An 18,339-nucleotide genomic window follows, 5' to 3' on the forward strand; every position below is an offset into this window, starting at 1 on the left:
TCCTTTCGAGGCAACAAACGTTTCTTTTAGTATACTGCATCCCCCGAGAGGCAAGTAGAAAATTCAAGTGAAGAGGCAACCGCACTTTAAAATAGTGTCATGAAGATGAAATAGATTAAGGAAATGGAGGTCACGTGATGAAACGAGAGCAACATGTCACGCCGCATCCAAAAGGTGGCTATCAAGTGAAAGCTGCCGGTGCGACTCGAGCAACCAAACGATTCGCTACACAGAAAGAAGCGATTGCAGAAGGGCGTCGCATTGCGAAAAGTCAGAAGACAGAGCTCGTCATTCATAACAAAGAAGGGCAGATTCGCGAAAAAGATTCCTACGGACATGATCCATTTCCACCACGAGGTTGAGCCATCATATACGACACGTTCTGATCATGAGAGCGTGTCTTTTTAATGATTTTTATGTCAAAAGTTTTTGACATGAGGATGGAAGTTCATTACAGTAGAGATGTAAAAAGAATTTGACACGTCGTGGAGGAATGAACATGAGAAACCACATCAAGGAGCGACGTCTAGCGGCAAAATTATCGCAACAAGAACTGGCTGATCGTTGTCAAGTCAGTCGGCAAACGATTAATGCGATTGAAAACAACAAGTATGATCCGACTTTACAATTAGCGTTTAATATCGCCAAAGTCTTACGGACAAAAGTCGATCATCTGTTCATTTCAGAACAGGAGGAATGGGATGTCTAAGAAAAAAACGGGTTTATTTTTAGTAACGCTCGTGATACTTGCGAGTCTTACAGTCATCAGTATGATCATCGAAAACAACGTAACGTTCTTCTCGATTGTTCAATTGGCGATTCTGTTGATCATGTTCTTCTCGTATTTTACGTGGGCGCGGACGACGGAGGACGAGCGTCCGGTACCTGATGACGAACTGGGCAAAAAGATTAGGACGGAGAGCGGCTTAATTAGCTATAAAATCCTGACCGTACTGATTTTCGGATTTATCTGTCTCGATCAATGGATACATGAATCAGCGAATCTGTTATTGATCGTTTTGTTCGCGATTGCTTTAGTTACACTACCAATCATTGAGTTTATGAAAGCACGTTCCTATCGATGAAGCGGTTTGGAACGGAAAGGAGTAAAGCATGGACGAACAACGATACTGACTTCACTTCCGATGGTACATTTACTATATTATATGGAATGTGCCTGCTGCACCATGCACGAAAAGCGATTGAGCTCGCTCCACTAGGTGTTGCTTATTATGAATTTATCTTGTTTTTTGAGGGCAATCCCATGTCTATCTGTTTAAAGAAGAAATAACTGATACCCACAAACGAATCAAAGAATTGCATAAATGATGAAAAAAAATACCTAGATGAGATGACTAATAATCTCTTCTAGGTATTTTTTTTATTATTTTGTCAGTACAGGTGAAATCAATGTAGTAACTGTACTGTTTCCTTCTGCAGTTACACGAAGATTCGCCACACCCGTGACATCAATATCAAAGTCTATTTCATCCGCGCCATATACAACATCATAGCGACCGAGTTCTTTTCCGTTATTGTCGGAGAATACAAGTGTCATTTCATCTTCTGGACTCGCATAGTTCAAGTCACTCGAACTTTTTGTCAAAGCTTGTTCAGTCAAAAGGGACAGTTGACCAGATAATTTTTTATATTTTCGATCAAGACTAAAAGTAGCATATTCATCATTGAAGAACCCTGATAAGATTACGTTTTGATTATTTAGTTTACCATTCGCTAAAATGGATTGATTTTTTTCAATCGATTCAAACGATGAAGAGGCGATATGGATCGATGAAAGTGATGTACCTGAAAGTGGTGTTCCGACTTCATAAGCGGTGGAAGTCTCGATTAGAGGTAATCCTGAAAGGTCTGCTAACAATTGTAATGGTACGTATGGCGTTTTACCAAGCATCAACAAACTTTCTGTATTTTTGTACTTACCAGTTACGACTGCTCCGTCTGTGACAAGTGATTTTGAAGATGCGAGAAGGCGATACCCAGTCGAAAGCTCTTTGATCTTCTTTTTGTTCCCTTCGTTCTCGATTTGAAGATTCTTGTACTTAGTATCAAGTGATTTATAAGACTTTGAGAGGCTCGTGTGCTGTCCTTGTAACGTCTTATAAGCGTTTTCCGACTTTTTTGTTTTTTTCTTTTCGTCGGCTAGTTGTTTTTGGAGTGCTGCTTTTTCCTTTTTCAGTTTAGCCACTTCTTTTGAACTTGAACTTGCTTCAACGATTGATGTCTGCATGACACCGAATGCTAATGATGATACAAGACCTGCTGCGATCCATTTCTTCAAGATGGTTCCCCCTTAAATGACAAAAATGATTTCTTACACCTAACAGTATATTCCAATATCACCTTTTTAGATTTCAATCATTTTGAAATGAAGGGAATGTTTTTATAGATTAAATTTGAAACCAATCACTTCGCAATATCGAGTACATATACAAATCATCGAATTGTCCACGCGTTTTCTCATATTGACGAAGCAACCCTTCACGCTGGAATCCGAGCCGTTCAAGCAATCGTTGCGAAGCGGTGTTTGCTGGTAGGACAAGTGCTTCGATCCGGTTGAGCGAAAGTTCTGTAAAGCCATATTCGATGAGCGCAAGCGATGCTTCCTTCGCGATGCCTTGTCCCTGATAGGCAGGGCTCAACTCAAACCCAAGTTCTGCCCGCTGATGGCGTTCCGCTTGATTCAAGAAACCGCAACTGCCGATGATGACATCGTCTTCTTGTAATGCGATCCCGAACCGGATACCCGTTCCATCTCGACGAATTGAGGCATACCAGTCAATCTCTTCAAGCGCGTCTGCTTCTGATTGAAAGGCGGCGAGTCCCATCTGTTTGACGACGTGTTCGTCTGATAAATAGGCTAGGACACTCGTAGCATCTTCGGGTAACACTTCGCGTAAGACGAGACGATCCGTTTTAAGCGTTGGGAAAGTATGTAACATTCAAAAAACTCCTTTGCAAGAAAATGTAAAAAGTTATTGTGCAGTGTTTAAGGCATATGGTAAGATTCTCCACAACAAGAGCATATCATTTCGTTGACGAGAAAGAGTAATGATTGTCCCTCTGCCTTACAGAAAACCGGGATTGCTGAGAACCGGTAGCCAGATCAATCATGAAGATCCTCTCTGAGAAGTCACGCTGAACCATTCAGTAAGCGTGACCGGGTGTCCACCGTTACATGGAATGCACATGATAGTGTGCAACTAAGTGCTGTCGAGAACGAGTATTCTCGACGGAATATGGGTGGTATCGCGGTGAAGTCCGTCCCTGTCAAAGGGGGCGGACTTTTTTGTATTCTCTTAGTTACTGACAAAGGAGCGAACAAGAGATGACGTCACAAAACCAAGCAGAAACCGTACAACAACGCGAGGCGCGTGTCCGAAACAGATGGAAACAAGACCAGGTCTTCGCACGATCGATTGAGCAACGCACGGAAGCGGAATTCGTATTCTACGAAGGACCGCCGACTGCGAACGGTTTACCCCACGTCGGTCATGCGCTCGGACGAACCGTCAAGGATACCGTCGCCCGCTATAAGACGATGAAAGGGTTCCGGGTCGAGCGAAAAGCTGGCTGGGATACGCATGGACTACCGGTCGAACTCGGTGTCGAGAAACAACTCGGAATCTCCGGCAAACAAGCGATCGAAGACTATGGTGTTGAAGCATTCATCGCACGCTGTAAGGAAAGTGTCTTCTCCTACGAAGCACAGTGGCGCTCCTTCACGGAAAAACTCGGCTACTGGGTCGATATGGATGACCCTTACGTGACGATGGAGGACGAGTATATCGAAAGCGTCTGGCATATCCTCGGGACGATCCATGACAAAGGCTGGTTGACGAAGGGACACCGTGTGTCACCGTATTGTCCGAGCTGTCAGACATCACTCAGTTCCCATGAAGTCGCGCAAGGCTATCAGGACGTGACGGACTTATCGGCGACGGTCAAACTTCCGATCGTCGGTATGGAGCAGACGTTTCTACTTGCATGGACGACGACACCGTGGACGTTACCGGCAAACGTCGCGGTGGCGGTTCATCCGGAATTGACGTACGTCACGGTAGCGTTTGAAGGAGAGCGATTCATTGTCGCAAAAGCGTTAGTCGCTGAACTGTTCTCAGAATCCGTCGAGGTCGTATCCGAACAGCTCGGTGCGGAACTCGTCGGTTTGCGTTATGAACCACCGTTTGATTTCGTGACGCCAGAGAATGGTCATACGGTCGTCGGGGCGTCCTTCGTCCAAGCAACGAGCGGAACCGGACTTGTCCATCTTGCTCCAGCATACGGGGAAGAAGATTACCGGGTCGTCCGGGAAAACGGTCTGTCGTTCGTTAATGTCGTCGATGCTGCTGGCTGTTACACGGATGCCGTTCCATCACTCGTTGGTCGATTCGTCAAAGAGTCAGACGTCGCGATCATCCAGCTGCTTGCTGAACGGGGACGCTTGTTTGCGAAAAAACGCTATACGCACAGCTATCCGCATTGTTGGCGATGTGACTCACCACTGCTCTATTACGCACAAGACAACTGGTTCATCGAGACGACAGCCGTCAAGAAACAACTCCTTGCGAACAATGCGTCTGTGACGTGGTATCCTGATCACGTCAAGGAAGGGCGGTTCGGGAAATTCCTTGAGCAACTCGTCGACTGGAACATCAGTCGTAATCGCTACTGGGGTACACCACTGAACGTCTGGGAGTGTGAAGCGTGTGACACGACGTTCGTTCCAAAAAACAAGGCTGACTTGTTGCACCGGACGACGACATCGACGGAATCCGTCGAGTTGCATAAACCATACGTTGATGCGTTATCGGTCTCGTGTCCGACGTGTCAGGGAGTGATGCATCGGACACCAGAAGTCATCGATGTCTGGTTTGATAGCGGAGCGATGCCGTTCGCGCAACAGCATTATCCGTCACGGACGCAGACGCTTAACCGCTATCCAGCCGATGTCGTCATCGAAGGCATCGATCAGACGCGGGGCTGGTTCTACAGCTTGCAAGCGATCTCGACACTTTTCACGGGACAGCCTGCCTATAAGCGTGTCCTCGCACTCGGGCACGTCCTCGATGAGAACGGGCAGAAGATGTCGAAGAGTCGTGGAAATGCCCTCGACCCGGTGGCGTTAATCGAAGCATATGGTGCTGATAGCTTACGCTGGGCGCTACTCGTCGACAGCAGTCCGTGGAGTGCGAAACGGTTTGCTGAGCGGATCGTCCAAGAAGCAAAATCAAAACTAGTCGATACACTGGATCATGCCGTCCAGTTTTATCTGACGTATGCAGAACTGGACGGATTTGATGGCTCACGTCCGCAAAAACGGACGCGTCTCGACGAATGGTTGCTCTCGCGTGTCCATCAGACGACGCAAGACGTGACGGATGCGATGGACGATTATCAATTGACTCAAGCAGCACGGAGTCTTGCGCAACTCGTCGATGAGATCAGTAACTGGTACATCCGCCGTTCGCGGGAACGTTTCTGGCAAGCTGACTGGTCGGAAGAGAAACAAGCCGCGTACACGACGCTCCACTTCGCACTTTCGACGACGGCACGACTACTCGCTCCGTTCACGCCGTACCTTGCTGATGATGTCTATCAGCGATTAACAGGAATGAGCGTACATGTAGCGGATTATCCGGTTGCCGATCCATCGATGCTCCGACCTGATCTGGAATACGAGATGATGCAAGTCGTGTCTGTCGTCGAGTTAGGACGACAAGTTCGTAATACGCACGCTTTAAAAGTTAAACAACCGCTTGCTAGCTTAGGCGTCCAATCGAGTGAAACCTTTTCGTGGTCGGACTATACGGCAATCATCCAAGAGGAACTGAATGTAAAAGACGTCCAAATCGTTCCGACGACGCAAGCGACGACACGGTTCCGTCTTAAATTGAACTTCCGCGCAGCCGGAGCGAAATTCGCACAGCAAGCGAACGCGATCCATCAATGGCTACAACAATTGTCTGCACAGAAGACTTCAGACTTGCTCGAGACCGGAAGATTGATCTACCGGACCGCATCAGGCGATGAAGTCGAGGTGCGTCAAGCGGACGTCATCGTCGAACCAATCGTCCAGACGGGCTTTGCTGCTGCGACGAGTGGTGGACTCACCGTGACGCTCGATACGCGGATCACGGAAGCACTGGAGCAGGAACGCTGGATGCGAGAGCTCGTTCGCTATATCCAGTCGGAACGAAAGGCACAAGCATTATCGCGGGACGCCCGAATCGATCTCGTCTTATCGGTCGATACGACGTTCCAACCAATCGTCGAGACGTTTGAGCCTTTGTTATTCAAACACCTTGCTTTATCGTCCGTGCGAACTGAACCGCTACAGGGAGCAGGGGATGTTCAGCTAGGCGGACACGATGTCGGTGTCTCGTTCACACCAACGAAAGAATATTGTTAAGGAGAAGAACATGATTGCATTAGAAGCATTAAAAGGTCGACTCGTCGACGGTTTGTTAGAGGTCCAAAAAGAAGAAGGATATGTTGCCGGAGAACGTTTCATCTTTAACCGAGGGGCGACGGACGAACAGCTCGCGCTGTTACCTGCGTGGACGGCAGACGACTATCAGGCGTTCTTGCGTCAACATAACGGGGCGAAGCTGTTTCAGCACGAAACGTTATCCTACAACGATGGATTCGAACTCTTTTCGATCGAGGATTGCCTGACGTATAGCGAGATTTGGGAATGTCCCGAAAACTTCTTAGCGATCGGCGCAGGACCAGACGGGGAGTGGATCGTCTACGAGATGAATCGCCCGGCAGGAAATCGGATCTGGAGTGGGGAATTTCTTAATTTCGAGGAATGGGAAGAAGACGCAATGCCGTTTGGCTTCGAGCGATGGCTCGACTACTTGATCGTCGCGCAAGGCACGCAATTTTGGGAATGGTTCCGGTAAGAGAGGAAGAGGTTCAGTGGACATTCAATTACAGACAGCTTCTCTTGCAGACGCTGCGAAGCTTCATACGCTTCAACTCGAGGCGTTTTCAGAGACGCTCGAGCGGTATCAGGATTTTGCAACGAATCCGGCGAACGAATCGATCGATCGTGTCATTCACCGGATCACGCATCCAAGTAGTACGTTTCATCAAATCATCGTCGACGATGTCGTCGTCGGCGGGATTTGTGTCGTTGCGAAAGCACCGAGTCGCTACGCGATCAGTCCGATGTTCTTAGATCCAGCGCGTCAAGGTGAAGGGATCGCCCAACGCGCATTACAGCTCGTTGAAGCAGCTTATCCGACTGCAACGACATGGGAACTGCGGACGATTCGTGAAGAGACACGTAACTGTTATTTCTATGAGAAGATGGGCTATCGATTGACCGGTGTCAGTCAACCGCTCAACGAACGGGCGACACTTGTTTCTTATCAAAAATCGGTTTCGGCATGAGCGGGTTTTGTCGGAAGGAAGAACCACCACAGATTCGTTAATAGAGCGGCAAGGACGGCAAAGTTAAACAGATAAAGACAAAAGAAGAAGACGAACTCACCGATGTCCTCAAGGTTAGCTAACGGATTATCGACCAAGTACGATTCGTGACTGACCCCGAAGATGAACAAAGGAAAGAAGACATAGAAGTATCGTTTCCAAAAGAATGACGCACGACCTGTTTGAGACATATGAGTACCTCCTGAAGGAATAGCACGCTTCTTCCAGTCAGAAGAAGCGTGTGTTCGTTTACGATAAAGAGGGTGTACCGACGACTTCGACGTGACGCGTGACCGTATCAAACAGACGTGTCCGCGTATCGTTATGAGACAACAGCAACGGTTCACCGGTCTCGTCATAGATGAAGGCAATCGGAATCGAAAAACCACAGTTGCGGTACGAACCATCGGCATGACTCGTTCCGATCATGAGTGCTCGTTGCGCCTGACTGATGATACGCGCTTCACCGGACCACTCAACGTACTGATCCTCGCTAAACATGCCGACGCCAATCGGATTGAAGATGAGATCAAGTCCGGATTCCTCGCGTAGTCCATCTTTTCCTAAGAAGATTTCACGGCAGAGGACGTATCCATAGCGGAACGACCCGTCGTTTGCTGTTGATGGTATATAAAGCGGTCCAGCTTCTGGTGTTTTTGCGCGATCCAGCAGAATCGTCTCGGTCGCATCGATGATGACAGCGCGATCGAGATTCGCTTCATCTTTGTAACCGAGGACGATTGCTGTTTCGAACTGCTTGGCAAGGTGTTGCACGCGTTCGAGTTCTGCGACCGTACAATAGCCTTCCGGATAGACAATCAGGTCGACTTCAGGATAAGCGGCGATTTCACGTTCGAATTGCTCGAGCCCGGTCTCGCGTTTCGGTTGGGCGATTAATAATTTCATCAAAACATCCTCTCAGGTATAAATATATCTGAAAAATCAGACTTTCCATTCGTCATGATTTTACCATTAGTGGTAAAATAAAGCATATCGCTTTTTGATAAATTTTACTGCAAATGAAGGAAGGTCATCAGCTTGAACATTTCAAAAACCATTCTTGTGACACGCCATCTACCGGCGATGAAGGCTTTTTACATAAACCAGATCGGATTCCCGCTCGTCTCTGAAACGGACGACTCGTTTACGATGCAAATCGGTACCGATCAACTGACATATCGACAGATGGACGATGTTGATACGCAGTACCATATGGCGTTCAACATTCCGGAAAACGTCTTCCAACAAGGGAAAGCGTGGCTCGTAGAACGGACACCACTCTTGATCGAAGATGGACAGGACGAGATTTATTTTGACTTCACGGACTCGCATTCCTGCTATTTTTATGATCCAGATGAGAATGTCTTGGAGCTGATTGCACGGCATCAAATCAATCCATCTAAAGCGGAACTGACGTTTGATGTATCGGACATCCTCGGAATCGGTGAGATGAGTCTGACGGTGAAAGATGTGCTTGAAGTCGGTGAGCAGCTAGCGGAGATCGGCGTTCTCGAGCGACGGGAACGTCCGCTCAACGGCGCGTCACTCAACTTCCTCGGACCGGTCGCAGATGGAACGCATATCTTGCTCGTCCCAGAAGGTCGGACATGGTTGTTCTCACCGAAGACGGCGAAGATCAGTCCGATCGAGATGGAACTCGACGGCAGACATCGGGTCCGGCTTGACGCAGCGGGTATATGGCATCAAAGTACCGTGTCTTCATAATTCATTATTCTAAAAAGTGAGGGAAGTAAGATGAACAAAGCGGTGAATGCGAGTATCGCGTTCGGATTATTGTTGTTCGTATGTGGTTTCTTTTTTCTGTTTGGCTATTTGACCCGGTCGATGCCGATTCAGCAAGGCGGTGACCCGGTCATCTTACCGGTCGCAGCACTCCTCGTTCTCCTACCATTCGTGATCCGTGAAGGCATGCGTGTTTTGACGTATGTCTCGCTGACACGTCGACAGGTCGGCGTACTCATCTTACTTGCAATCAGTGGAATCATACTAAGTAGTTGGATTGAGGTGCAGCAGAATGTTGCCGTAATCGATTTCCGTTCCCTCTTTACGATTCACACGTATGTACTGTTCGTTTCGGGCATCATCTTGTTGTGTCTCCTATTGACGGGGCTCAAACGGATGCGCGTCCGAACGAGAGTGATTTAAATGGAAAAGGACTGAATGACATGGGATACATCACAGAATTACGCAAACTCGTCGGCACACGACCGCTCGTCATGGCAGGAGCGTGTGTCATCGTCGTCAACGATAAACAAGAAGTCTTATTACAACTTCGGCAAGATAACGGATGCTGGGGACTCGCTGGTGGAGCGCTTGAGATCGGGGAAACGCTCGTAGAGACGGCAAAACGAGAATTAAGGGAAGAGACCGGTCTTGAAGCAGAGCACCTCGAATTATTGAACGTCTATTCGGGTGATGCGTTTTACTATAAGTATCCGCACGGGGATGAAGTCTATAATGTCATCTCAGCATTTCTGTGTACGGCTTATACGGGTGAAATCGTTCGGGATCCGTCAGAAGTCGCAGAATTACGCTTTTTCGCTATGGATCAGCTACCAGAAAACCTCAATCCACCGGAACGACCGATCTTGATGGAGTATGTTCAGAAACAACAGACAGCGCATCACGTCTCCATTTGAAGCAAAGGGTAAAACAAAAATCTTGAATGAACTGTTCATTCAAGATTTTTTGTTGCACTGGGACGCGTTTCAGCCTTTAGCATCAAGAAGACGATAAAAGATGGAAAAGTGATGCGTTTATTAGAAGGATTGGCTGGATGATTTGAGAAACGACCTAACGAAATAAGTGATAGGAGAAATATGGCGATGACTAACGTAAATAAAGGTTCTACCGCAACCGTGATGACAATCTCTGACGAACGAGTACGCAAATACTTCCATGAATCGATTGAAAAACAACGAATCGTACAGGAATTTCGTATGCTCGAAGAACTCGAGCGGACGGTTATCCCGACGCCAAACGTATATGCTGTTGCATTAGAAGATTCGCCGTTCATTGAGATGCAGCAGATCGACGGCAACGAAATGTTAGAGTTGTTTGATCCCTCCCGAATAACGGATTTTCTTAATGCCTTCGCGACATTACATCAACGGATTCATCAGCATCAATCTCGTGTAGCACCTGGATGGCACGATGTCACCCATCAAAAAATGCGTCATCTATCACCTGCGTTACGCTTGAAGGCGGAACGATTGTTAGAGACGCTTCACATTCCGCAACAACAAGGATTGCTCCACGGGGACTACCATTTCCAGAATATCCTCGTGACAGCGGATAAAACGTTCGTCGTCATTGATTGGCATGATGCGACGACAGGGCCACCGATCGCGGATGTCGCGCGGACGTTGCTCTTGCTGCGAATAGCAGGTGAAATAGCAGTGCCGGACGAGGTACGACGATACGTCTGTCGCGAATACCTCGACCGCTATCAAGCTGTTTCGTCAATTCAGCTATCGAATCTTGCAGACTGGTTACGACTCATGGTCATTCTTAGGACGCTTGAGCAAATCCCGGATGCTGAACAAAGTCGGTTAAAGGAATTGATCAGTCATCCAGACCTCAGCTCATATTTTTTTAATACTTAAGTATATACAGGTAGGAGGAACGCCATTCATGAGAACCATCATCTCGATCCAAGGGGCTATGGCATCCGGGAAGACGACGCTTGCGCAAGCGCTCGAAGACGCTTACCCGGAGTTGCATGTCTATTATGAAAATCCGTATCCGATCGTTCAAAAAAGAAAGGAGCTCGAATTAGACATCCGTACCGAAGACGGATTCGTTGAGAATCAGCGCTTGTTCATTCAAGCGGAACTCGAACGGTTTCGCCATTTTCCCGACGGACACATCATATTAGATCGTGGTCCGGAAGATCTTGAATTTTATACGCTTCATTATCCACAGGTACATGGGTATGACTGGGATATGGAATTCCGTTTAAAGACAGAACTAGAGGCATTAAGAAGATGCCGATCAGACCTGATTCTTTATTTACGGGCACCAGACCATCTCTTACGAGAGCGGCGCGACGCCGATCAGACAAGAACGCGCCAATCTTTCGCACAACACGAATCGCTTTGGAAACTTGAAGAAAACTGGTTTGAACGGTTTCCGGTACATCCGATTGATACGACAGCGAAAACGCTGGAGCAAGTCCGACAAGCAGCGGTTCATCGGTTGGCTGTCACCGGAATCTTAGGAAGGGAGAATGAGATATGAATGTAAAAGGGATGACCTATCCCCTCATCGAGGGAAAAGACGAAAAACAGGTTTACTGGATAGAAAAAGGAGAATCGGTTCAGATTGGACAGACTTACGAAACGATTCGGTTAGAAAAAACATCACATCAATCCATCCTTGTACGGGAGCAAGAATTAGTGTCAGAAAAAATTGGCAATCGAACGATTCGTTTGACGATGGATGCAGAAAGTTATGCGCCGCTCGAATTCGTCGAGTACCAAGAAGGTGTTCAAACCGTTCATGCGTTGTATCGAACGGATGAAGTCGTGATCACGCGAGGAAATGAGCAATCTGTCTTGCCCATCCGTACGAAAAGTGTTGATCTGTTTTCAATCGAATTTTTGTTGCGAGTATTACCACTGGCTGTCGATTCGACGCTCTCGTTTAGCGGCTTTAGTGCCGTTTCCGGACGTGAGGTGCCGGTTCAGGTGCAACCTCTGCGGTACGATCTATTGATGACCGAGTCAGGCGAACACCTAGAGACACTTTGCGTTCACGTTGCGTTTGGTGAACGTGTTCAGTATTACTGGATTGATCCAGTCAAGCGGGAGCTGTTAAAGCAGTCCTCACAGATTGCGGACGGGATCTCGTTGGAATTTCGTCGATGAAAAAAAGAGCTGACTCAAAAGTTGGTCTCTACAAAGAAAAGGGTGGCAGAATGATGATCTGCCACCCTTTTCTCGTGAAAATGACGCGTCACACGCCACTCCTACAGGAAAAAGCGCATTATGCGCTGTCAGAGACAAACAAGACCCGTTTTCCTGCTTAAATGAAGCAGGAAAACTGGCTTGTGTCTCGCCTGAGGAAAGGGCGTGAAAAGACGCGTCATTCTTTTTTGAGTCAGCTCCATTTGTTATAGCTGAAAATGGTGTTGCATCGCTTCGAAAATCCGTTTACTTGCTTTTGTATCGTCAAACGCATAGATGTGACTGAGGTGACGTTTGAACTTTTTAGGCATCTTCGATTCGCGTAGTGACTCCATCAAGGCGTCTCTTGTTTCGATGACGTCTCCTGGTAACAAATCCGTCGATTCGCCGGCGTTATCTTCGCCAACTAAGATAGGTGGGCGGTAGTAGATGACCTTTTTGTGCATCAAGGAAAAATCGAGACCGACACTCGAATAATCTGTGATCAACACATGATGATTTTCAAGTAGCTCCTTGACTGTGAACGCATCCTGACTGATGACATCGACGAAGTCCGAGAGGAACAAGTGGCTGAATTTTTGGAAGTTGCGATGAAGATAGAACGAGACTTCAATTTTGTTGTCCATCACTAAGCTTTTTAATCGTTCGTCCGTGATCAACGCTTGAAACTCCCGGTAATAGTCGCTTTCCATGAACTGTTCGTCTGAATACGTATCGAGTTTCGGTCGCCACGTCGGCATGATCAGTAGCTTTTTCCGGTTCTTGTATCGCTTGAGCCAACGTGATCGTTCCGTGATCAGGTGATCGAATCGGGCGAGACCCGTCACGATGATTTCGTCAGGATGAAAACCGTAATCGCGGGCGATGAGTTGTTTTTCCCGCTCCGAGGAGACGACGAATAAGTCGGTAAATGGATGCGGCATCTTTTTCCCATAAATGTGACTAACATCTTTTGATCCGATGACACCGTGTTGCAAGAACAGCTTTTGTTTCGTTTGCATCAATGCTTCCGTGTGATAGGTAGCGAACGGTAATGCATAACTTGAAGAATGCGTATGGCAGAGAATGTCTGCTGCTTGGACGACCTCGATGTTCTCTGGTGACTTGTAGAACACGATATGGTTCTCATATCCGACAAGATTTTTGAGGTCCGGACTCGACCGACTGATGATGTAGAAGATATTGAAGCGCTTCTGATGCTGGTCAACGAGATACTTGAAGAAAATCATCCCATTATCTTGTGCTTTATCCGGATATTCAAAACAGATAATTGTCTTCTTATTTGGATCCAGTCCAAGTAACGGTTGAGGGTCCGCGTAATACTCGACGGTCTCGACCGGCACCGGTATTAGACGCATCGCAAGTCGTTCCGACACGGTTGAATAGGGGCGGACCAACACGTCATGTTGATCATTTAACGATAACCAGTGCTCATCGTTCAAGAGTTCCGGGTGATTTTTGAAGTGACGAATCCGCGGTGTGAAACCAGAGATCGGCATCTCACGAATCGTAAATCCGAACATGAGGTCATAGATGTTCGCATTGAACGCGTCGTAGTTATACCGGTCACCGAGTAACTGCTCGACGAGTTTTGGTTCGATCACGGCTTCGACTTCTGTCTTGAAGCGACGAGCATCAACTGGTGTGACGCTGAAGCGATTAATCGGCAGAGCGATTTTTTGTTCCTGATGTCTGATTTTAATGAAGCAATGTGGCTGTTTCACTTCGAAATACTTTGAGTGAAACGAAAACTTCAATAGAAGGACGTCGTCTTGACGAGTGATGCCCTCAAATAGGACGTCTTGATCATAAAAATTCATGATGGACGGTTTTTTGTTATAGATCAGACTGAGCTCGTCGTCTTGGTCGATGAAAATGAAATAGGAATGTTTCCCTTGTTTGATGTAGCTATTCGGTGCGATGTCCAGTGGTTCCGAAAGATGTTTGAACGAAATCGGTTTACCGGATTCATCGACGAATTTAACAGGATGATTCTTTTTTTTGAAGATATCGAGCAATGTATCAATCGATAGCACAAAGGCTGTCTCAATTTTTTGGAGTGGTATCAGTTGTTCATTGATCGATAACTGTAGGCTTTGGTGCGGAAGATTCTCGATCAAAAACGTATGATCACGACAAGTGATTTTCATTGGTGCATGGCTTCCTTTCATACTCTGATTCAGTCGTTCTTAAACTACATCACTTACCATACAATATCTTCCGATTTCTGCAAAGATGTAGATTGATTGGAAACCAATGCAGTATAGTCTACTGGCTGAAGGATATTGGGAAAAGACAGACGTTACCGTATCTTCGACAGATCATTGGTTGCAGAACCATGACAATGATTGGATATTATGCAAAACCGATTGACTTTGTTCGTAAAAAAGGAGATAAATAGAAACTGTATTGGTAAATGCGACTAGTATCGCAAGAGGTTTATGAAAAAGCAAAGTCGGCTATATATAGAGGTTGAACTCACAGAAAAAAACAGGGATCAATCTTGAAGGGTGAAGGGGAGTAATGACAGATGCTGTATACGGTAACATCGACATTACCACCAAAACACGGTGGTAGAACGAAGTCGTTATTGAGTCGAATCGCGCTCATGGAACAAGAACTTGGCGCCGGTTCAACAATCGTTACGACGAACTACAATGCCAACTACATGGAAGTCTACGAATTGTTCCGAACAGAAGAGAAGGTCGGTCCGAAAGTACAATTTGAAAATATCTACGATTGGCTATCAGATTACAAATTGTTAAGTATTCCAACGACTCGTTTTCGTAACAAACCGATCATCAAAGAAACAGCGCGCGAAATCGAAGGATTAAAAAGCGTCGAGAAAAAAGGCAGTGACGCCGTTCGTTATTATGATGAGGAAGATGAGTATGTCCTCTACCGTAAATTTTACCCTGAAACGCAAGTCGTTGAATTCGAGGATTTCATGACGAACGCTTCCCGTAAAAAAGTCGAGCGCTGGGAATATAACGTCTACGGCCAATTGCACCGAAAGACAATTTATTCGCCGGTCCATCATGGAAAGATGATGGAAGAGTTGTATGATTCGGAAGGCAATGTCTATTGTAAGAAGTTCTACAATGAAATGGCGCGCCAGAAGCTTATCTTGATTCAGTTATACCGGAACGGCAGAATGTACAAAGCGTTCAAAAAAGAGAAGGACTTATTTGAGTATTACTTCAATCGATTGTTTAAAGACGGTGATGTCTTGTTCGTCGATGCGCGTTTACTGGACCGCTCGATTCTCAACATCAAAGCAGACGTCAAACGAGTCATGGTCATCCACAACTCACACTTGGATGGTTCGACCGTCAAAGGATCATATACGACGATGTTCTCGGAATCCGATAAAGTGACACGTTTCATCAGTCTGACGAACCATCAAAAAGAAGACATTTTGGAGCGGTATAACATCCCGGAAGAGAAGATTTCCATCATTCCGCACTTCATCGTCCCAGAACAAACGCAACGACGCGAACAGGTCAAGGATCAATTCTGTTTCATCGGTCGATTCGGTTTGCAAAAACAGATGGATCATTTGATCAAGAGTTATGCGATCTTCAAACAATCCGGTCACGCGACGAAGCTTGTGCTCTACGGCATGGACGAACAAGGGCAACTGGCGATGATGGAGAGTTTGATCGAGGAACTCGGCTTACAGGACGATATCGAAATCCACGGCTTCACGTCGAATCCGGCAGAAGTGTTCCGGGAATCGAAAGCCTCACTGTTGACGAGCGAATTTGAAGGATTTGGACTGACCGTCATGGAAAGTATCAATGTCGGCTGTCCGGTCATTTCTTATGACGTCAAATACGGACCACGCGAAATCATCGCCCACGGCGAGAACGGCTACCTCGTTCCAGCGAACGACATGGAAGCTTTTGCTGCCGCGATGGTGCAACTCGTCGAACGACCACTCGAGCGCGTCGAGACGAAGCCATCGCTGTACCTCGAGACGGCTGTAAAGAACTACGGACGATTACTAGAAGAATTAAGCAACTAAACCTACTACTTGACTGATGAAGAGGATGAACGTTATGAAGAAAATCACGAAAGCCATTATTCCAGCAGCAGGACTCGGGACACGTTTCTTGCCTGCGACAAAAGCAATGCCAAAAGAGATGTTACCGATTCTCGATAAACCGACGATCCAGTATATCGTCGAAGAAGCGGCAAAAGCCGGCATCGAAGATATCATCATCGTCACAGGTAAACACAAACGGGCCATCGAAGATCATTTCGATAACCAAAAAGAACTCGAGATCACGCTCGAGAACTCTGGGAAGACGGAATTACTCGAGAAGGTTCAATTCTCGACGAACCTCGCGAACATCTTCTATGTCCGCCAAAAAGAACAAAAAGGTCTCGGTCACGCCATTTTGACGGCAAAACAATTCATCGGGAACGAACCGTTCGCAGTCTTACTCGGGGACGATATCGTCGAGTCGGATGATCCGGCAATTAAACAATTGATGGACGTCTACGAGCAGACGGAAAAATCAGTCATCGGTGTACAAGAAGTCCGTCCCGAAGATACGCATCGTTACGGCATCATCGATCCTGTTTCACAAAACGGACGACTGTATGACGTGAAGAAATTCGTCGAAAAACCGGCTCCAGGCACAGCACCATCGAACCTCGCGATCATGGGACGTTACGTGCTGACACCGGATATTTTTGATTATCTAGCGAATCAAGGAGAAGGGGCAGGCGGTGAGATTCAATTAACGGATGCGATTGAGCGATTGAATGCGGATAGCCAAGTCTATGCGTATGATTTCGAGGGTAACCGTTATGACGTCGGAGAGAAACTCGGTTTTGTCAAGACGACGATTGAGTATGCCTTGAAAGATGCAGAGATGCGTGACGAGCTGAAAGCTTTCATCAAGACACTAGACATTTAACATGATGGACCACTCTGACATGATTCAGAGTGGTTTTTTTGTAATTCATGAAACCAATCCGTCTAGTCGAAAAGTAGAAAAAGGAGAAGAGAGGTGCTACATATGTTAACGTGGCTCGGTATGAGGACTGATAAAAAAGCAGGACGACAATTTTTCACAGGTGTCGAAAAGAAAACAATTTCCCTAATCTTGCTTCTATCGCTTGTGATCTTGAAGGGTGTGAAGTGGGGAATGACAGGACTCATCCCAACTGCATTTTTCAGTGATCCAATCGTTTCCGTGTTACCAGGCGTGCTTGGCGTCCTAACAGCAGTCGTTTTCATGCTTTTTGTAGAGCGCTCCCTGCATGATAAGTCGAGTGAAAAGTAAGAGATACACGAAGACCACCTGAAATTGGTCGATTCAGATTGAAGACAATGTGCAATTTTTCTCTAATTGAGAAAGATTGCGCTTTTTCGTTCATCTCGAATCATTTTTCAGAGTCAAGCTTCTCGCGGCTGCTCCTGCTTGTTTTTCTCTAGAAGGCGATTTTGAGCGAAAAAAATGCTTATGTGATTTTTTTTATCAATTCATTCAAATCAAACGAGAAATTGTTGATTTCGTTTCATAAATTGTTAGGTAGAACGTAATTGTCTCCTCGTTAAAAATAGGATAAAACCTTTTTTTAAGTTGAATTGGTAAAAAATAAATGTAATTATATAAATATAGTAAAATTGAAATGTTTTACTTCTATAAATGTAAAATAAAGTATGGAGAATTGAGAGGTGATACAGAAAGATGAAAAATCAAATTTTAGAAAGTGTTTTCGCAGCAATGTTTTTTCTTATTTTTCTAATGTTTTTTGAAGGAATGCCGAAGTCGACTGATACATGGGTCGAATATGGAATAAAGTCTGTGGCAATTGCTGTCATTTTCCTAATAACGGAAGGTGTTTTTTCTAAAAAATCTCTCAAAAAAAACATATCAAATCAATAAAGTATTCAATTGTTCTATTGCTGAGTACACGATAGAAGAAAGCCCACATG

At 46.2% G+C, this 18,339-nt stretch carries 21 protein-coding genes and 1 other annotated feature; of the genes, 16 read left to right on the forward strand and 5 right to left on the reverse strand.

The genetic code is table 11. The features are described 5' to 3' along the window. Positions 1 to 137: 137 nt before the first annotated feature. The 3 genes from KNQ03_RS00265 (at position 138) to KNQ03_RS00275 (ending at position 1,085) form a co-directional block, all read left to right on the forward strand. Complete coding sequence (locus KNQ03_RS00265; RefSeq protein WP_029341445.1) at positions 138 to 362, forward strand: DUF2188 domain-containing protein; 225 nt, start codon at positions 138 to 140, stop codon at positions 360 to 362. Positions 363 to 499: 137 nt separating this feature from the next. After that, positions 500 to 709, forward strand: coding sequence for a helix-turn-helix transcriptional regulator (locus KNQ03_RS00270; RefSeq protein WP_058705222.1), 210 nt, complete (start codon positions 500 to 502; stop codon positions 707 to 709). After that, a complete protein-coding gene (locus tag KNQ03_RS00275; RefSeq protein ID WP_214722888.1) occupies positions 702 to 1,085 on the forward strand; it encodes an accessory gene regulator B family protein in 384 nt (127 codons plus the stop codon). Before KNQ03_RS00270 ends, KNQ03_RS00275 begins: the two co-directional genes overlap by 8 nt. Positions 1,086 to 1,384: 299 nt before the next feature. Here the strand turns inward: KNQ03_RS00275 and KNQ03_RS00280 are convergent, their stop codons facing one another. Next, complete coding sequence (locus KNQ03_RS00280) at positions 1,385 to 2,299, reverse strand: hypothetical protein (protein ID WP_029341448.1); 915 nt, start codon at positions 2,297 to 2,299, stop codon at positions 1,385 to 1,387. Between the two features lie 109 nt (positions 2,300 to 2,408). Next, positions 2,409 to 2,960, reverse strand: a complete 552-nt coding sequence (locus KNQ03_RS00285; RefSeq protein ID WP_214722890.1) for a GNAT family N-acetyltransferase — start codon at positions 2,958 to 2,960, stop codon at positions 2,409 to 2,411. Positions 2,961 to 3,044: 84 nt separating this feature from the next. Next, positions 3,045 to 3,290: a binding site (T-box leader), on the forward strand. Positions 3,291 to 3,346: 56 nt separating this feature from the next. Here KNQ03_RS00285 and ileS point away from each other — a divergent pair. The 3 genes from ileS to KNQ03_RS16965 are packed head-to-tail and all read left to right on the forward strand — an operon-like array spanning position 3,347 to position 7,419. Further along, the gene (ileS, locus tag KNQ03_RS00290) at positions 3,347 to 6,430 is read left to right on the forward strand and encodes an isoleucine--tRNA ligase (RefSeq protein ID WP_214722892.1); all 3,084 of its coding nucleotides are present in this window, start codon (positions 3,347 to 3,349) and stop codon (positions 6,428 to 6,430) included. Positions 6,431 to 6,440: 10 nt separating this feature from the next. Then, positions 6,441 to 6,926 (forward strand): SMI1/KNR4 family protein, encoded by a 486-nt coding sequence (locus tag KNQ03_RS00295; RefSeq protein WP_214722894.1) that lies wholly within the window; start codon positions 6,441 to 6,443, stop codon positions 6,924 to 6,926. Positions 6,927 to 6,942: 16 nt separating this feature from the next. After that, entirely contained in the window at positions 6,943 to 7,419 is a 477-nt protein-coding gene (locus KNQ03_RS16965; RefSeq protein WP_214722896.1) for a GNAT family N-acetyltransferase, read from the forward strand. On the opposite strand, the gene KNQ03_RS00305 is transcribed toward KNQ03_RS16965, so the two are convergent. Together KNQ03_RS00305 and KNQ03_RS00310 are read right to left on the reverse strand one after the other, a co-directional pair. After that, a complete protein-coding gene (locus KNQ03_RS00305; protein ID WP_064300058.1) occupies positions 7,398 to 7,649 on the reverse strand; it encodes a hypothetical protein in 252 nt (83 codons plus the stop codon). The two genes, KNQ03_RS16965 and KNQ03_RS00305, sit on opposite strands and share 22 nt — an antisense overlap. Before the next feature lie 58 nt (positions 7,650 to 7,707). Further along, positions 7,708 to 8,364 carry a carbon-nitrogen hydrolase family protein gene (locus KNQ03_RS00310; RefSeq protein ID WP_214722898.1) on the reverse strand — a complete coding sequence of 219 codons (657 nt, stop codon included), beginning with the start codon at positions 8,362 to 8,364 and terminating at the stop codon, positions 7,708 to 7,710. A gap of 132 nt (positions 8,365 to 8,496) precedes the next feature. Between KNQ03_RS00310 and KNQ03_RS00315 the strand changes: the two genes are divergently transcribed. The 6 genes from KNQ03_RS00315 (at position 8,497) to KNQ03_RS00340 (ending at position 12,347) form a co-directional block, all read left to right on the forward strand. Further along, complete coding sequence (locus tag KNQ03_RS00315) at positions 8,497 to 9,183, forward strand: glyoxalase (RefSeq protein WP_251140215.1); 687 nt, start codon at positions 8,497 to 8,499, stop codon at positions 9,181 to 9,183. A gap of 30 nt (positions 9,184 to 9,213) precedes the next feature. Further along, positions 9,214 to 9,624, forward strand: a complete 411-nt coding sequence (locus tag KNQ03_RS00320) for a hypothetical protein (RefSeq protein WP_214722900.1) — start codon at positions 9,214 to 9,216, stop codon at positions 9,622 to 9,624. Positions 9,625 to 9,644: 20 nt separating this feature from the next. After that, positions 9,645 to 10,118, forward strand: a complete 474-nt coding sequence (locus KNQ03_RS00325; protein WP_214722902.1) for an NUDIX hydrolase — start codon at positions 9,645 to 9,647, stop codon at positions 10,116 to 10,118. 186 nt (positions 10,119 to 10,304) lie between these two features. Next, positions 10,305 to 11,084: a phosphotransferase family protein gene (locus KNQ03_RS00330; protein WP_214722904.1), complete on the forward strand. Its 780-nt coding sequence runs from the start codon at positions 10,305 to 10,307 to the stop codon at positions 11,082 to 11,084. Positions 11,085 to 11,112: 28 nt separating this feature from the next. Continuing rightward, a complete protein-coding gene (locus tag KNQ03_RS00335) occupies positions 11,113 to 11,718 on the forward strand; it encodes an AAA family ATPase (RefSeq protein WP_214722906.1) in 606 nt (201 codons plus the stop codon). Beyond that, positions 11,715 to 12,347 (forward strand): DUF3108 domain-containing protein, encoded by a 633-nt coding sequence (locus tag KNQ03_RS00340; protein ID WP_214722908.1) that lies wholly within the window; start codon positions 11,715 to 11,717, stop codon positions 12,345 to 12,347. The genes KNQ03_RS00335 and KNQ03_RS00340 overlap by 4 nt, the downstream gene beginning before the upstream one ends. 245 nt (positions 12,348 to 12,592) lie before the next feature. On the opposite strand, the gene KNQ03_RS00345 is transcribed toward KNQ03_RS00340, so the two are convergent. After that, positions 12,593 to 14,536, reverse strand: coding sequence for a CDP-glycerol glycerophosphotransferase family protein (locus KNQ03_RS00345; protein ID WP_214722910.1), 1,944 nt, complete (start codon positions 14,534 to 14,536; stop codon positions 12,593 to 12,595). 380 nt (positions 14,537 to 14,916) lie between these two features. Between KNQ03_RS00345 and KNQ03_RS00350 the strand changes: the two genes are divergently transcribed. The 4 genes from KNQ03_RS00350 to KNQ03_RS00365 all read left to right on the forward strand — a co-directional run bounded on the left by KNQ03_RS00350 (position 14,917) and on the right by KNQ03_RS00365 (position 18,289). Continuing rightward, complete coding sequence (locus KNQ03_RS00350) at positions 14,917 to 16,413, forward strand: glycosyltransferase (RefSeq protein WP_214722911.1); 1,497 nt, start codon at positions 14,917 to 14,919, stop codon at positions 16,411 to 16,413. 34 nt (positions 16,414 to 16,447) lie between these two features. After that, positions 16,448 to 17,314, forward strand: a complete 867-nt coding sequence (galU, locus tag KNQ03_RS00355) for a UTP--glucose-1-phosphate uridylyltransferase GalU (protein ID WP_064300048.1) — start codon at positions 16,448 to 16,450, stop codon at positions 17,312 to 17,314. 93 nt (positions 17,315 to 17,407) lie between these two features. Then, a complete protein-coding gene (locus KNQ03_RS00360; protein ID WP_214722913.1) occupies positions 17,408 to 17,683 on the forward strand; it encodes a hypothetical protein in 276 nt (91 codons plus the stop codon). A 408-nt stretch (positions 17,684 to 18,091) separates the two neighbouring features. After that, positions 18,092 to 18,289, forward strand: a complete 198-nt coding sequence (locus KNQ03_RS00365; RefSeq protein WP_214722915.1) for a hypothetical protein — start codon at positions 18,092 to 18,094, stop codon at positions 18,287 to 18,289. The last annotated feature ends 50 nt before the right edge of the window (positions 18,290 to 18,339 follow it).

It is taken from the genome of Exiguobacterium sp. s143, assembly GCF_018618895.1.
GTDB lineage: Bacteria > Bacillota > Bacilli > Exiguobacteriales > Exiguobacteriaceae > Exiguobacterium_A > Exiguobacterium_A abrahamii.